Below are 14,555 nucleotides of genomic sequence, written 5' to 3'. Positions count from 1 at the left end.
GCGGCCCTTCGACGGCCGCTTTTTTGTGCGTTTCTTATGAGAACGCTCTCATTTTGCTGGTTGTATTGTGCATTTTCATACAACTGGCGTCGACAAATGAGAGCGCTCTCATTCTGGCTGTACCTATGCCTTCAGGGCAGGGGAATGTGTGGGCGCCCGGCGGCGAGCATTGCCAGGCGTGAATCTGAATCCACGGCCGAAGCCGTGAATCGTGCAGGAAGGGATATGAAAGTGAAGGGCGCCATACCGATCGTGATCGGTGCCATATTGGTTTTGCTGGGGGCCGGCCTGGCCGTGGGAGGGATCAAGCTGATCACGCTGGGTGGCAGCGGGTACTACCTGCTGGCCGGGGCGATGATGGCGGCCAGCGGCATCAGCCTGGTGCGACGCAAGGTGGCCGCAACCTGGATCGCTTTGCTATTGCTGGTGATCACCGCGCTGTGGGCGTTCTGGGAAGTCGGCGTCGACTTCTGGCAACTGGTGCCACGCCTGATGACCTTCATTGTCATCGCTTTGGTACTGACCCTGCTGGTGCCGCTGCTCGATGGCAATCGCAGGTTCCTTGGCGTCGCGCCACGTGCCTGCATCAGCCTGGCGCTGGTTGCCAGCCTGATCGGCTTTGCCGTTGGCATGTTCAAGCCGCATCCAACCGTGGTCGCCGAAAAAGGCAGCAAGGCGCCGGTGCTGGTGGCGGACGCCGGTGAAGCGGATGGCAATGACTGGACCGCCTATGGCCGCGGTACGCACGGTGAGCGCTTTGCCCAGTTCGACCAGATCAACAAGTCCAACGTCAAGGACCTGCAGGTCGCCTGGACCTTCCGTACCGGTGACATGGCCATCAACGGCGCCGAATACCAGGGTACCCCGCTGAAGGTCGATGACACGGTGTACCTGTGTACGCCGCTGAACAAGGTGTTCGCCCTGGACCCTGTCAGCGGTGCCGAGAAGTGGAAGTACGATCCGCAGATCAAGGAAACGCCGTCCAACAAGAGCTGGAAACGCTGTCGCGGTGTTGGTTATTACGATGCCGACAAGGCACCGCAGAATGCTTCCTCGCCGGCTGACCCGGCGGCAGAGGTTGCCACCGCGCAGCCAGCCGAGTGCCGTCGCCGCATCATCACCACCACTGTGGATGCACGCCTTATCGCGCTGGATGCCGCTACCGGCAAGCCATGTGAAGGCTTCGGCGAGCATGGCCAGGTCGACCTGCTCAAAGGCATCGGCCCGAACACCGACGGCTCCTACTACCTGACCTCGGCGCCACTGGTGGCCGGCAACGTGGTGATCGTCGGCGGCAAGATCAACGACAACCTCAAGACCGGCGAACCCTCCGGTGTGACCCGCGGCTTCGACGTACGCACCGGCAAACTGCTGTGGGCCTGGGACGCGCTGAACCCCAAACGCGGTGTACCGCTGCCGGAAGGGCAGAACTACCCAAGCGACTCGCCGAACTTCTGGGGCACTGCCTCGTACGATCCGCAACTGGGCCTGGCCTACATCCCGACCGGTAACCAGACCCCGGACTTCTGGAACGGTGACCGCAACCCTGGCTCCGATGAGTACAACGACTCGATCGTCGCCATCGACGTCAACACCGGCGTCGACAAGTGGCATTTCCGCACTGCCAACAACGACATGTTCGACTACGACGTGTCCGCCCAACCCATCCTCTATGACCTGCCCAACAAGGAAGGCGGCAAGACCCCGGTGGTGATTGCCCTGACCAAGCGTGGCCAGATCTTCGTACTGGATCGTCGCACCGGCACCCCGGTTTTCCCGGTTGAGCAACGCAAGGTCGCCACCGATGGCATGCCGGGCATGCGCATCTCGCCGACCCAACCCTACTCGCAGCTGTCGGTCGGTGCCGAGCGCTTCAAGGAATCGGACATGTGGGGCGGCACGGTCTTCGACCAGTTGATGTGCCGGATCGACTTCAAGGCCATGCGCTGGGAAGGTGAATTCACCCCGCTGGTCGAAGGCCAGGCGACCCTGATCTACCCGGGTTACTACGGTGGTTTCAACTGGGGTGGCGGCGCGCTGGACGCATCGACCGGTACGCTGATCGTCAACGACATTCGCATGGCGCAGTGGGGCCGTTTCATCAAGCGTGAGGATGCCAAGCGCACAGGCCTCAAGCCAAGCACCGAGGGTGAATACTCTGAGCAGCTGGGCACTCCGTGGGGCGTAGAGCGCTCGATGTTCGTCTCGCCGCTGGGCGTGCCGTGCTTCAAGCCGCCGTTCGGCACCATGACGGCCATCGACCTGAACAACGGCAAGACCAAGTGGCAGGTGCCCATGGGTTCGATCGAGGACGCCCCGGTGCATGGCATCGTACCTGGCGTGCACATCCCACTGGGCATGCCGACCATGGGTGGGCCACTGGTCACCAAGGGCGGTCTGACCTTCTTCCACGGTACGCTGGACTATTACATCCGCGCCCTGGACAACGATACCGGCGAAGAAGTATGGCGCGCCCGCCTGCCGGTCGGTGGCCAAGGTGCGCCAATGTCCTATGTAGGGCGCGATGGCAAGCAATACATCGTCGTCACCGTGGGTGGGGCAACCCGAACGGGTACCAACGATAATCGCGGCGACTACGTGATTGCCTACGCCCTGCCCAACGCCAGCCACTAAACCCTTGAACCCGGCTGCAGGCCTGCCTGCAGCCAACGCTGAAGGCGCGGGTAGGCAATTTACGCCAAGGCCGCGGGCGGTACTTGGGCCAGTTGCGACCGGCAGGTATCGACCCATAGCGGCCGTTCACCGTGACATCGTCTGCGCCTATGAGATCGAGCGCCGCCCGCGCGGCGCATCGCGAGCTGTGCTCGCTCCTACGTCTATTTCGGGCCAATTATTCCTGTGAGGTTAGTGCGCGAAGGCTTTGGCGCATGACGCGATTGGCACAGGCATCACTGGCCCGAAACAAACGTAGGAGCGAGCGCAGCTCGCGATGCGCCGCGCGGGCGGCGCTCGATCTCATAGGCGCTGAAAAATTCACGGCGAACACATCCGAACACCGCGCTAACCCCAAACTCAAGCCGCCTGGTACTCAGCAACCAGCTTGTCGAGGAAAGTAAACAGCTTTTGGTTCATCTCATCCCAGTCGTTGGCACGCAGCTCGGCTGGCTGCTGTACGAAGGGGCGGTCGGTGAGTGTGAGCAGTTCAGGTTCGCAGGCCGCGATCAGCTGCTCGACGACGTCGCGAGTGAACTCCATGTGGCATTGGAAGCCATAGACCAAATGGCCGTACTCGACGATCTGGCGAGGGCAGCCTTCACTCACCGCGAGAATCTTTGCGTGCGCGGTAAGCCCAGGCATATCGTTGTGCCAATGGCCGACGTCCAGGACATCGCCAAAGTGAGCAACCTTGCTGTTGGCCTTGCCTTGGGCCGTAAGGCTGATCGGGTACATCCCGATTTCCTTTTCCGGGCTATGACCAAACTGCGCCCCTAGCGCTTCACCAATGAGCTGGGCCCCGAGGCAGACGCCCACAACCGCCTTGCCAGCATTGATGGCCTTGCCGATCAGGCGACATTCAGCGGCGGCGTTGAAGTGGGGGCATTGCTCCGGTGTTGTGGCTGGGTCCTGCGGCCCGCCCAGCACCACCAGCAGATCGATGTCGTCCACACGCTCTGGCAACCTGTCATTGAGGTAGACCCGTGAGTAGCTGGTTGCGTAGCCGTGTGCCTGCACCCAGGTTTCATACGCTCCAGGAGCTTCGAACGATTCGTGAACGATGAAATGCACTTTCATGGGCGGGCTCTCGACAAGGGGTAGCACGGTATGGGTAGTGTTCGCGCCCCAATCCGTGGACACAAATCAATATTAATGACACTAAGTGTCATAATCAAGGTCCGTGTCAATGCAGCCGCGTCACGGGTGCCTCACCGATCACCGTCTCGTGCGTATCGCATCGTCCCGAGCGGGTCAGCGACGAAGGCTTATCGCCAAGCCCCCCGTTCCAAGGCCGGCACCATTGCCGGCTGAACGAGCCCAGGCAGTTCGGCTGTGGCTGTGTCACATCACCGTCAGGCCAAGCCCTGCCAACAGCATCGTCGCTTGCGATTTGGAAATGGTTGCACCTTTGAATTGTGCAGCGTCGGTCAATCTCAAGCCGCTCAGGCTGGCTTCACGCAAATCCGCTTCGTCAAAGCGGGCTCCGGAAACCCGGGCCATGGAGAGGCTGCCGCCATTGATGAAGCGAGACTTTCGAAAGTCGCAGCCGGTGAGGTCGCTTTCGCTGAAGTCCAGGTTGTCGATTTCACTTTTAAAGAATGAAATGCCTGACAAGCAAGCGCTGTTCAACCGGCACTCCTTGAAGCTGATCGCCAGCGTTGCCGCATTGGAAAAGTCAGAGCCGGTTAACTTGCAGGCTTCGAACCGGGCGTGTGAAAGTTTGCTGCGGCTCCAATTCGAATTGTTGAGGTCGCATTGAACAAATGACGATTCGGATAGCCGTGCTGCAGAGAAATTCGCCTCGCCAGCGCGGCACTTCATGAAGGTGGAAGCCGTCAGGTCGCTTCCCAGGAAAGTCGCCCCCGCCAGGTTGCATGCCTCAAAGACGCAGTGCTCCAGTTTCTTTCTGGAAAAGTCATAGGCGCTCAGGTCAAGACTCAGGAAATGAATCGGCAGGTTGCAAGTGTTGAAGGCTGCCTCTAACTCATGGGCGTTGGATGCGTTGATTTCCAGCGTTTTCATGCGCGTGTAAGGCCTTGAGATGCTGATGAATTAGCGCGCATTTTTCGTCGGCCCTCAGCATCAAGTCAATAATTGACACAGGCCCTACCGCTGTGAGCAATACAGTGCCATGGCGGACAGTGGGCGCCTCCGAGCCTTATCGGGCGTGAGGATTACCCCCCATTTCTTGTGCAGTTTTGCATTTGTACATTTGTATGAATCGAATGCTTCGTCTCTGCAATTTGACGATGTTCAGCGTAGTCGCAGCTGCTTAATCTCCTTCCCAGGCTGCGTTGACCATTAATAATTAGAAGGAGACAACCAGTGCCTATTCAGTCAGAACATGATCCTCGCCTCAAGCGTGCGCTCAAGACGCGACACATCAGCATGCTCGCCCTGGGCGGTGTGATTGGTGCCGGTTTGTTCGTCGGTTCCAGCGCGGTCATCGCTTCCACAGGGCCCGGTGCCTTCATCACCTACGCAATCACCGGCCTTATCGTTGCACTTGTGATGCGCATGCTCGGCGAGATGGCCGCAGCGCACCCTGCCAAAGGTTCTTTCGTCGATTATGCCCGCCTGGCATTCGGTCGCCCGGCGGGGTACATGACCGGCTGGCTGTACTGGTATTTCTGGGTCATCGTGGTGGGCTTCGAAGCCGTGGTCGGCGGGCAGATCATCAATGCCTGGCTACCGGGTATTCCGGTTTGGGTCATCGCGCTGGGGCTGATGGTCAGCATGACCTTGCTGAACTTGATGTCGGTGCATTCGTTTGGTGAGGCCGAGTACTGGTTTGCCGGTGTGAAGGTGGCTGCCATCATCGTGTTCCTGGTGGTGGCAGGTGCCTACGTCTTCCACCTGTGGCCCAACTCCACTGCCAGCTTCGACAACCTCACCCAGCATGGCGGTTTCTTGCCCCATGGCGTCGGTTCTTTGTTTACCGGTGTCGTCGTGGTGATTTTCTCCATGACCGGCGTCGAGGTGGCCACCTTGGCCGCCGCTGAATCGCAAGACCCATCACGCAATATCCGCAAGGCTGTGAACACCGTGATGCTGCGCATCCTGGTGTTCTTCGTGCTGGCCACCTTCTTCATCGTTGTCGCTCAGCCTTGGACCGCGCAGGTTCCAGGCAAGTCGCCCTTCGTGAGCACGCTTGAGCACATCGGCATTCCGGGCGCTGGCGACATGCTGACCGTGGTCATTCTGGTGGCGGTGCTGTCGGTTCTGAACGCCGGGCTCTACACCTCGTCGCGCTTGCTTTACGTGCTGGCCGCCAACGGCGAAGCGCCGCGCTGGATCGCTGGTGTGAATGGCAAAGGTGTGCCGGTTCGCGGCGTCATTGCCTCGACCCTGGTGGGTTATGGCTGTGTGGTCATCGCCGCCCTGTGGCCTGACACCGTGTTCCAGTTCCTCATCAACTCCTCTGGCACGGTATTCCTCTTCGTCTACCTGATGATCTGCCTGTCGCAGCTCAAGCTGCGCCGCAAATGGGTAGCCGAGGGCTCGTTGAAGTTTGCCATGTGGTGCCATCCCTGGCTGGCGCTGTTGGTCACGGCATCGATCATTGCCGTGCTGGCAAGCATGGCCTTCGACCCCTCCATGCAGGTGAGCCTGCTGCAGTGCCTGATCGCAATCGTTGCCATTGGCGTCTCGTACATCGGCTTGCAGCTGTCGCGAAACCGACGCGAGCGAACGCTGAACCAGGTTCAGCCGGCCACCAACAAAATCTAGTTTCTCGCTTTACCACCCTTGTTCCAGGCATCAATGGGAAGCCCACAGCATGTCAGCGAAATCAGTTTTGTCCCAGTTACCCAACCGGCCTTTGTGGTTCGAACCGGCCCAGCCGCGCATGCGCCTGGAAGGCGACAGCCAGGCCGATGTGGTGATCGTCGGTGCCGGTTACACAGGGTTGTGGACGGCGTACTACTTGCTAAAGAGCGACCCCAGCCTGCGTGTGGTTCTGCTTGAAAAGCGCGAAGTGGGCTTCGGCGCCTCGGGGCGCAACGGCGGCTGGGCATCGGCGATCTTCCCGATTTCCCTTGAACGCGTCACCCAGATGTACTCGCACAGCGCTGCCCTGCGCTTGCAGCAGGCCATGAACGAAACCGTCGATGAAATTGGCCGTGTCCTCGCCCTTGAGGGCGTCGAGGCCGACTTCGCCAAGCAGGGCTTCCTGTCACTGGCGCGCAGTGCGCCGCAAATGGCCAGGGCGCGCGCGGCCGTGCAGGCCTCGGCGCGCTTCGGCCTGCCAGATCAGTGGCGTGTTCTGGAAGGTGCCGAGGCGCAAGGCCAGGTAGGTGCCCAAGGCACGCTGGGCGGGCTGTACACCGAGCATTGCGCCTTGATTCACCCGGGCAAGCTCGTGCGTGGCCTGGCGCGTCTGGTGGAAAGCCTGGGCGCGAAAATCTACGAGCAGTCGGCGGTAACGCACATGGCGCCAGGTGTGGTGCATACCGCGCATGGCTGCGTAAAAGCGGAAGTCACCGTGCGTGCGACCGAGGCTTTTACCTCCCAGCAGCCAGGGCACTCACGATTCGTCATCCCGCTGTACTCGCTGGTGCTGGCCACCGAGCCACTGCCTCGCGACGTGCTGCGCAAGCTCAACCTGGATCACCGCATGGCGTTCAACGACATGCGCCACCTGCGGGTGTATGGCCAGGTTACCGCCGAAGGCCGTCTGGTGTTCGGGGGCCGGGGTGCCCCTTACAACTGGGGCTCGCGCATGACCGATGAAGCCGACCTGGTCGACAGCATCCACGCCAAGATCCACGACACCCTGGTCGAGTTTTTCCCGGACCTGGCCGATGCGCGCATCACCCACCGTTGGGGTGGTGCATTGGGCGTGTCGCGCGACTGGTGCCCCACGGTCAGCATCGACCGCAAGAACCGCATGGCCTGGGCCGGCAACTACGTGGGCGATGGCGTGGCCACCAGCAACCTGGCCGGGCGCATCCTGCGCAACCTGATTCTTGAGCGTGAGGACGACGTCAACACGCTGCCTATCGTCAATCACCGCTCGCCTTCCTGGGAGCGCGAGCCCCTGCGCTGGCTGGGTATCAACAGCGGGCTGACCGCCGCCTCGCTGAGCGATATCGAAGAGCGCTTCACCCATCGTCCATCCCGCACTGCGATGTTGCTGGAAAAGCTGACTGGTGCACATTAAAGAGGAAACCACCGTGACGACTTTCACGATCATCAAGTCCGCTGCGATCCAATCGTTGCCACTGAACCCTGCCGGCCAGCGCGCTGGCGCCGACCAGGGCGATCCGCAGATCGCCATCCAGGCCCTTGCCCCCGAGGCCGTCGGCAACCTGGGCGTCTGGGAGTGCCAGCCAGGGGGTTGGCCGGTAATCAACCGTCCCGATACCGAGTTCACCTACATCATTTCTGGGCGTGCCTTGCTGACTGACGACCAGAGCAAGGAAGTTGTGGAGGTCACCGGTGGTGATCTCATCATCCTGCCGCCGGGTTGGTCCGGGCGCTGGGACGTGATCGAGACCGTTCGCAAGGTCTACGCCATTTATTGATTCCCCGGCGGGGCAGGCGCCCCGCGCGGCTTACCCCTTTGAAGATGTGAGAGCAAAGATGACCACCACCATTACCAACTGGATCTCCGGCGCCCGTGCCGATGCCACCAGCGGCCTGCAGCAGCCTGTCTACAACCCAGCTACCGGTGCTGTTACAGGTCAGGTGCAACTGTCGGCACAGAAGGATGTGGACGCTGCCGTAGCCTCGGCCAAGGCCGCCTTCCCGGCCTGGAGCAACCTGTCGCCGCTGCGCCGTTCGCGCGTGCTGAACAAGTTCCTGGCGCTGCTCAACGAGCACCGTGATGACCTGGCCCGCATGATCACTGCCGAGCACGGCAAGGTGTTCACCGACGCCCAGGGCGAAGTGATGCGTGGTATTGAAATCGTCGAGTTCGCCTGTGGCGCGCCGCAGTTGCTGAAAACCGATTTCACCGACCAAGTCAGCACTAACATCGACAACTGGACACTGCGCCAGCCGCTGGGCGTGGTGACCGGTATCACCCCATTCAACTTCCCGGTGATGGTACCGATGTGGATGTTCCCGGTCGCCCTGGCCACCGGCAATACCTTCGTGCTCAAGCCCAGCCCGCTGGACCCGAGCCCGAGCCTGTTCATTGCCGACCTGCTGAAGCAGGCGGGGTTGCCGGATGGCGTGTTCAACGTGGTGCAGGGCGATAAAGACGCGGTCAACGCGCTGATCGAGCATCCCGATGTGCAGGCCGTGTCGTTCGTGGGCTCGACCCCGATTGCCAACCATATCTATGAAACCGGCGCCCGTCACGGCAAGCGCGTGCAGGCCCTGGGCGGTGCCAAGAACCACCTGGTGGTGATGCCCGATGCCGATATCGATCAGGTCGTCGATGCGCTGATGGGGGCTGCCTATGGCTCGGCCGGCGAGCGTTGCATGGCCATCAGCGTGGCCGTGTTCGTGGGCGAAGAAACAGCAGAAAAAGTCATGCCGAAGCTGATCGAACGGACCCTGGAACTCAAGGTGCTCAACGGCACCAACCTCGAAGCCGAGATGGGCCCGATCGTCACCCGTGCTGCCCACGAGCGTATCACCGGTTACATCGAGCAAGGCGTCAAGGAAGGCGCTACGCTGCTGGTCGATGGCCGGGAATTCAACGGCCAGACCGCGGGCGAGGGCTGCGCGGATGGCTTCTGGATGGGCGGCACGTTGTTCGACAACGTCACCCCGGACATGCGTATCTACAAGGAAGAGATCTTTGGCCCGGTACTGGCTTGCCTGCGGGTGAAAGACTTTGGTGAGGCGGTGGACCTGATCAACGCCCACGAGTTCGGCAACGGGGTCAGCCTGTACACCCGCGATGGCCACATCGCCCGAGAGTTCGGCCGCCGCATCCAGGTGGGCATGGTCGGCATCAACGTGCCGATTCCCGTGCCGATGGCCTGGCATGGTTTTGGTGGCTGGAAGAAGAGCCTGTTCGGCGACATGCATGCCTATGGCGAGGAAGGGGTGCGCTTCTACACCAAGCAGAAGAGCATCATGCAGCGCTGGCCGCAGGCGATTGCCAAAGGTGCTGAGTTCGCGATGCCTACCAGCCACTAAGGTATCGGTTTAACAGGTTATGAAAAACGGCCCCGCCCACGCAGCGGGGCCGTTTGCTTATGTACGCCGGGGCAGTGCGGGGGCTTTAAAGCAACTCGGTATTCTTGCCTGCCTGCAGCGCGATCCAGAACCGGGCGATGCCTTGGGTGGTGGTGGGGTTGAAACCGGTCAGTTGTTCAACGAGCTTTATGCGGTAAACAAGCGTCTGGCGGTGAATGCCGAGGTCGAGTGCGCTGGCTTTCCAGTTGCCGTCGTTTTTCAGAAAGGTGGTCAGTGTTTTCAACAGTGATGCGCTTTGAACCCGGTCGTGTTCAATCAGCGGGCCCAGGTAGCGTGCCACCAGTGCGCGCGCCTCTGGCAAGGATTTGGGGGCCATGATCAAACCGGTATCCGCTTCGCCATAGCGCAGGGTCGGCGCATTCAGTTCTGCGGCCTGGGTCAGCGCCAGGCGGGCCTGGCGTGCCGCTTCCCGGTAGCCGGTTGCCGTGGTGACAGGCCCGCTGATGCCTATTTGTGTACCTGCGCCCAAGGCTGCCAGCAGCGCCTGAAACAGCGCGCTGTCATCGCGACTGATCGCCAGCAGTACATTGTGCTCGGCCAGCAGGAGAGGCGTTGCTGCGTACAGGGCGGGCGTATGATGAAGGTCGTCGAGGGTCCGCGGGCCCTTGGCTCCTGGCCTGATTACCAGCGCAACGAGGGTGCCGGTCAAGCCTCGGCGCTCAAGCATCGGCCGTGTCAGCGTCAGCTCGACTTCGCTGCCCAGCAGGTTGTGCAGCAATGCCGCGCCTTCCTCGCGCTGATGATCCCGAACAATCATCTGCCGCTCCAGTTCCACGCCCAACAAGCCCACCAGTGAGCGGACCAGTATTGAATCATCGAGAGAGGGGTGGGGCCGTCGGCTGATGACCAGGTTGGCCTGGGCCCGCCCTCCAATCGGGATGCGCTCGACATTATCCAGCGCGGCGCCCAACGCATGCCGGCTCTCGACAATGTGGGTGCCAGTGATTGCATCTTCGATGGCCAGGTCCACTTCGAGGCTCTTGGCAAGAATGGCCAAGCGGCCAGACATATCAGGTTCCGTGCGTAATGCCTGGGCATAGGTTTGGAACAGCCGCTCACTGGCATTGAAACGCTCGCGTTGCGCCTGCAATACGCTCTCGATGACATAGTGCGAAAGCTTGACGAACTCAAGCTCGAAGCTCGCATGCAGCAGTGGGAACAGCAGGCGGTCTGCGGCCTGCAGCAGTGCAGCCGAAAGCTTGGGGGCATCGTCCCGTGGGGCTATGACCAAGGCGCTTGCATTGCTTTGTACCAGCTTTTCCAGCCACTGCACTTGCGCTGGAGCCTCGTGGGGCATGCCCACGCCGGTGGTCATCACCAGGTCGCCTGGCGATACCCACCGCCAGGGGTCGGGAAGGTCCACGGTGTGTGCCCAAGTGATCAGCCTGGCGGCCCCAGCCAGGCCGGCCACCGCCTGCAGCTTCAACGGGTCGACGGCAATGAGATCGTGCACTGAAAGCATGGCGTTTCTCGCTTCAACAAGGGGCGCGTGTTTGCAGAACAGTCGCGTCGCCCTATCATCGCAGAACGACAACGGGATAACCCCAGGCCACAAGAAAATAACAAGCAGGCCCCGTGTTCACTCCAGCTCAACCAGCACCAGGCCTTTCAAACGCCCGGCGCAGGCTTCCTGCAAGGCCAATGGGGCTTGGTCCAGGCCTTTGACCAAGGTGTGGGCGATGTGCAGGCCACCCTCACCCTGCCAGTTGGCCAGTTGACGGATCCAGGCATCGAACAGCTCCGGCGCTTCTTCATCGGCACTGAAGCCGCGGAGGGTCACCCCACGCAGGATCAACTGGAAAGTGTCCAGCTCCACCGGTGCCTTCAGCGTGGCGCTGTGCGGGTTCAATTCTGCCGACACTGCCCCCAGCAGTACGCAGCGGGCGCCGTGGCGGGCTACTTCCAATGCCGCCGCCAGTTGCTCGCCACCAACCATGTCGACGATCACGTCGATGCCTTGCGGGGCCACTTGGGCCAGTTGCTCGCGCACCGGGCCGGCATCCCGGGTGACGACGGCGTCGTAGCCCAACTCGGTTTGCATCCAGCGGGCTTTTGCCTGGCTACTGGTGGTTCCGATCACCCGGCTGGCGCCCAGCAAGCGGGCGATCTGCCCGGCCATGCAGCCAATGGCGCCGGCGCCGCTGGTCACCAGTACGGTGTCGCCCGGGCGTACCTGCACACCTTTGACCAGCGCCGCATAGGCGGTCCAGCCATGGCCCAGCCAGGCGGCCGGGTCTATTTGCGGGGTGTCGATGAGCGTGCACTGGTCTGCGTTTACCAGGGCGTGGTCGCGCCAGCCCAACGGGTGCATCACCAGGCTGCCGACCGCCAGGTCAACGCCAGGGCCTGCCTGCAGCACCTGGCCAATGGCACCGTCGGCCAAGGTGTCGCCGGGCTTGAGCGGCGGGAAGGGAATGCCTTGCACCGCCTCGGCGCCGGCTTCAGCCATCAGGCGGGTGGAAATGGATACGCGGAACCAGCGATTGCGCACCAGCACCTGGCCTGGGCCCGGGGCAGTGGCGGCGGCCTGCACCACGGCAAAATGCTCGGCCTTCAGTTCGCCTGAGTCGTAACCCAGCAGTTTCACTTCGCGCACGATGGGGGGCAGTTCGGTCATGCTCGCACCTCTGATGGTTGGATCGGTTGGCAGGCCGTGCGCAGGGCACAGTCTCGGGCGTTGATTCAGGTGCGGCCACTATAGGGCTGTTAATGCGAATAAATCTGGTTACACTTTTAGGCCATCCGGATTTTGAGTGCGGCAATTCGGATCGCTGCACAGGGTGCGCGACCTGTGCGCCACAAGGAGTGATGAACATGAGCTACCGGATTTCGCCCATGGACAGGGAGGAGCCGTTTGGCCTTGGCCAATCGGCCTGGCAGCGCGCCTGCTTGCCGCAACGCCTGGGCAGCTGTTTCACCGACTCCCTCAGCTTCGATGACGGCCTGGCAGTGGCCTACTCCAGTTTCGATCCGCAGCAGGACCTGGTTGAGGCTGGGTCGTTCGAAGGCGAGCGCGCCCTGACGGTGGCGATTGCCTTGTCGGGGCGTTCAAGCAGCACCGGCATGGACGGCCAGCGCCATGATTTTGTATGCGGCCACAGCACGGTGGCCACCTACGGCAGCCTGCAAGGTGAACGGTGCTATCCGGCCAAACAGGCTATCCGTCAGTTGCGCCTGACGGCCAAGGCACCGTTGCTGCAGCGCTATGGGCTTGAGTACCTGCTCGATGGCGAGGCCAAGGGGTTGTCGGCCAAGCGCCTGTTCTGCGCCAAGCACAGCGTGGTTATCCAGCGGCTGGCCGATTCGCTGGTACATCTGCACGACACCTGCGGCGGCCTGCTCGATATTCACACCGCCGCGCTCGGCCTGCTTGCCGAACAGATCCGCCCGCTGGTCCCGTCGCCGGCACCGCTGCAAAGCACGCTCAGTGCCAAGGACAAGGACGTGGTGCTGGCTGCGCGCGACATCCTGCTCAGCCAATTCGACCGCAAGCTGACCATCGGCTACCTGTGCGCTGCACTGGGCACCAACGAGTTCAAGCTCAAGCAAGGCTTTCGCGAGGTGTTCGGTACCAGCCCCTACCGCCTGTTGACGGATATCCGCATGGCCAAGGCCCGGGAATGGCTGGAAGCCGGTTTGCCTGTGTCTTCAGTGGCGTACAAGGTCGGCTTCGAGCACCTGTCGAGCTTCAGTGCAGCGTTCGAAAAGTATTACGGGTGCACGCCCAAGTCGCTCCGTCAGGGCAGGGCGCAAGCGCTCAGCGCTCTGCGCCGTGGGGCCGCTGACGAAGCTGGCCAATGAAGTCCAGGCAGCGCGTGATCAGCGGGCTGTTGTCGCCGGCGCGGCGGCTGAGGATGATCGGGCTGACTGCGCTGGTGTCTGCCAGCTTCACGTAGTCGATGTCGGTTCGGTGTTGCTGCTGCACCGATGAGGGCACCAGGGCAATGCCCACCCCAGCAGCCACCAGGCCTATCGCCGTCTGCAACTCGTTGGCCCATTGGTTCACTTTCAGGCTCATGCCGTGGTGCGCGAACAACGCCAGCACGTGGTCGGCGTAGCTTGGCCTGGGGTTGGAGGGGTAGAGGATGAAAGGCTCCTTGGCGAGTTGCGCCAGGCTCACCGGCTCCCCCGCCAGGGCATGGCCGTGGGGCAGGGCCGCGACAAGCGGGTCTTCCAGCAGTGTCACCTGCAAAATGGCCGGGTCTTCGATGCGCAGCCGGCCGAATGCGATGTCGATCCTGCCCTTTTTCAACGCATCGACCTGTTCGAGCGTGGTCATTTCGCTCAACCCCAGCTCCAGCTCAGCGTCCTGGCGCAATTCCCGGATCAGTTCCGGCAGCACGGCGTACAACGTGGAGGGCGCAAACCCTATGCCTAGCCATTGTTTGTGCCCGCGGCCAATGCGGCGGGTGTTCTGGCTGATGCTGTCCAGTTGTTCGAGCAACGTGCAGGTCTGTTCATAGAAAAAACGCCCGGCTTCGGTCAGGCGCAGGGGGCGCTCGCGGTGGATCAACAGGGTATCGAGCTGTTCTTCAAGCTGGCTGATCTGCCGGCTGAGCGGCGGTTGGGCGATGTGCAGCAACTCGGCGGCGCGGGTGAAGTTGAGCGTCTCGGCGACGACCTTGAAGTAGCGAAGGTGGCGAAGCTCCATCAGACCTCCGAGGTATGGTTGCAGATTTAATTGATATTGGACGCAGTCAGGGTGTCGGGTAATGCTTGAACTA

General features: G+C 61.7%; 11 protein-coding genes. 6 read left to right on the top strand and 5 right to left on the bottom strand.

What is annotated here, in order from left to right:
* Positions 1–225: 225 nt before the first annotated feature.
* A complete protein-coding gene (locus F3J45_RS02160) occupies positions 226–2,634 on the top strand; it encodes a membrane-bound PQQ-dependent dehydrogenase, glucose/quinate/shikimate family (protein ID WP_167056552.1) in 2,409 nt (802 codons plus the stop codon).
* Between the two features lie 399 nt (positions 2,635–3,033).
* Here the strand turns inward: F3J45_RS02160 and F3J45_RS02155 are convergent, their stop codons facing one another.
* Together F3J45_RS02155 and F3J45_RS02150 are read right to left on the bottom strand one after the other, a co-directional pair.
* Positions 3,034–3,753 (bottom strand): type 1 glutamine amidotransferase, encoded by a 720-nt coding sequence (locus F3J45_RS02155; RefSeq protein ID WP_167056549.1) that lies wholly within the window; start codon positions 3,751–3,753, stop codon positions 3,034–3,036.
* Positions 3,754–4,017: 264 nt separating this feature from the next.
* A complete protein-coding gene (locus F3J45_RS02150; RefSeq protein ID WP_167056546.1) occupies positions 4,018–4,698 on the bottom strand; it encodes a pentapeptide repeat-containing protein in 681 nt (226 codons plus the stop codon).
* A 303-nt stretch (positions 4,699–5,001) separates the two neighbouring features.
* On the opposite strand from F3J45_RS02150, the gene F3J45_RS02145 reads away from it, so the two are divergent.
* The 4 genes from F3J45_RS02145 to F3J45_RS02130 all read left to right on the top strand — a co-directional run bounded on the left by F3J45_RS02145 (position 5,002) and on the right by F3J45_RS02130 (position 9,771).
* The gene (locus F3J45_RS02145; protein WP_167056543.1) at positions 5,002–6,405 is read left to right on the top strand and encodes an amino acid permease; all 1,404 of its coding nucleotides are present in this window, start codon (positions 5,002–5,004) and stop codon (positions 6,403–6,405) included.
* A gap of 67 nt (positions 6,406–6,472) precedes the next feature.
* Positions 6,473–7,837 carry an FAD-binding oxidoreductase gene (locus F3J45_RS02140; RefSeq protein ID WP_205300348.1) on the top strand — a complete coding sequence of 455 codons (1,365 nt, stop codon included), beginning with the start codon at positions 6,473–6,475 and terminating at the stop codon, positions 7,835–7,837.
* A 13-nt stretch (positions 7,838–7,850) separates the two neighbouring features.
* On the top strand, positions 7,851–8,201 hold the full coding sequence (locus tag F3J45_RS02135; RefSeq protein WP_167056537.1) for a cupin domain-containing protein: 351 nt from the start codon (positions 7,851–7,853) through the stop codon (positions 8,199–8,201).
* 58 nt (positions 8,202–8,259) lie between these two features.
* Positions 8,260–9,771: a CoA-acylating methylmalonate-semialdehyde dehydrogenase gene (locus tag F3J45_RS02130; protein ID WP_167056534.1), complete on the top strand. Its 1,512-nt coding sequence runs from the start codon at positions 8,260–8,262 to the stop codon at positions 9,769–9,771.
* A gap of 85 nt (positions 9,772–9,856) precedes the next feature.
* On the opposite strand, the gene F3J45_RS02125 is transcribed toward F3J45_RS02130, so the two are convergent.
* Together F3J45_RS02125 and F3J45_RS02120 are read right to left on the bottom strand one after the other, a co-directional pair.
* Positions 9,857–11,365: a PucR family transcriptional regulator gene (locus tag F3J45_RS02125; RefSeq protein WP_205300347.1), complete on the bottom strand. Its 1,509-nt coding sequence runs from the start codon at positions 11,363–11,365 to the stop codon at positions 9,857–9,859.
* A 45-nt stretch (positions 11,366–11,410) separates the two neighbouring features.
* Positions 11,411–12,448 (bottom strand): NADP-dependent oxidoreductase, encoded by a 1,038-nt coding sequence (locus F3J45_RS02120; RefSeq protein WP_167056531.1) that lies wholly within the window; start codon positions 12,446–12,448, stop codon positions 11,411–11,413.
* Between the two features lie 197 nt (positions 12,449–12,645).
* Here F3J45_RS02120 and F3J45_RS02115 point away from each other — a divergent pair, with 197 nt between their 5' ends.
* The gene (locus F3J45_RS02115) at positions 12,646–13,632 is read left to right on the top strand and encodes a helix-turn-helix transcriptional regulator (RefSeq protein ID WP_167056528.1); all 987 of its coding nucleotides are present in this window, start codon (positions 12,646–12,648) and stop codon (positions 13,630–13,632) included.
* Here F3J45_RS02115 and F3J45_RS02110 read toward each other — a convergent pair.
* Positions 13,589–14,482, bottom strand: a complete 894-nt coding sequence (locus tag F3J45_RS02110; protein WP_167056526.1) for a LysR family transcriptional regulator — start codon at positions 14,480–14,482, stop codon at positions 13,589–13,591. The genes F3J45_RS02115 and F3J45_RS02110 overlap by 44 nt on opposite strands.
* Between the last annotated feature and the right edge of the window lie 73 nt (positions 14,483–14,555).

Origin of the sequence: Pantoea sp. Ap-967 (assembly GCF_011752565.1) — a bacterium.
In the GTDB taxonomy this organism is placed as follows: Bacteria; Pseudomonadota; Gammaproteobacteria; order Pseudomonadales; family Pseudomonadaceae; genus Aquipseudomonas.
This window is presented reverse-complemented; position numbering and strand designations above follow the sequence as displayed.

Bases quoted from the DNA above. Each gene is read 5' to 3' on its own strand.
- F3J45_RS02160 (WP_167056552.1), top strand. From the start codon at position 226: ATGAAAGTGAAGGGCGCCATACCGATCGTGATCGGTGCCATATTGGTT.
- F3J45_RS02155 (WP_167056549.1), bottom strand. From the start codon at position 3,753: ATGAAAGTGCATTTCATCGTTCACGAATCGTTCGAAGCTCCTGGAGCG.
- F3J45_RS02150 (WP_167056546.1), bottom strand. From the start codon at position 4,698: ATGAAAACGCTGGAAATCAACGCATCCAACGCCCATGAGTTAGAGGCA.
- F3J45_RS02130 (WP_167056534.1), top strand. From the start codon at position 8,260: ATGACCACCACCATTACCAACTGGATCTCCGGCGCCCGTGCCGATGCC.
- F3J45_RS02120 (WP_167056531.1), bottom strand. From the start codon at position 12,448: ATGACCGAACTGCCCCCCATCGTGCGCGAAGTGAAACTGCTGGGTTAC.
- F3J45_RS02115 (WP_167056528.1), top strand. From the start codon at position 12,646: ATGAGCTACCGGATTTCGCCCATGGACAGGGAGGAGCCGTTTGGCCTT.
- F3J45_RS02110 (WP_167056526.1), bottom strand. From the start codon at position 14,482: ATGGAGCTTCGCCACCTTCGCTACTTCAAGGTCGTCGCCGAGACGCTC.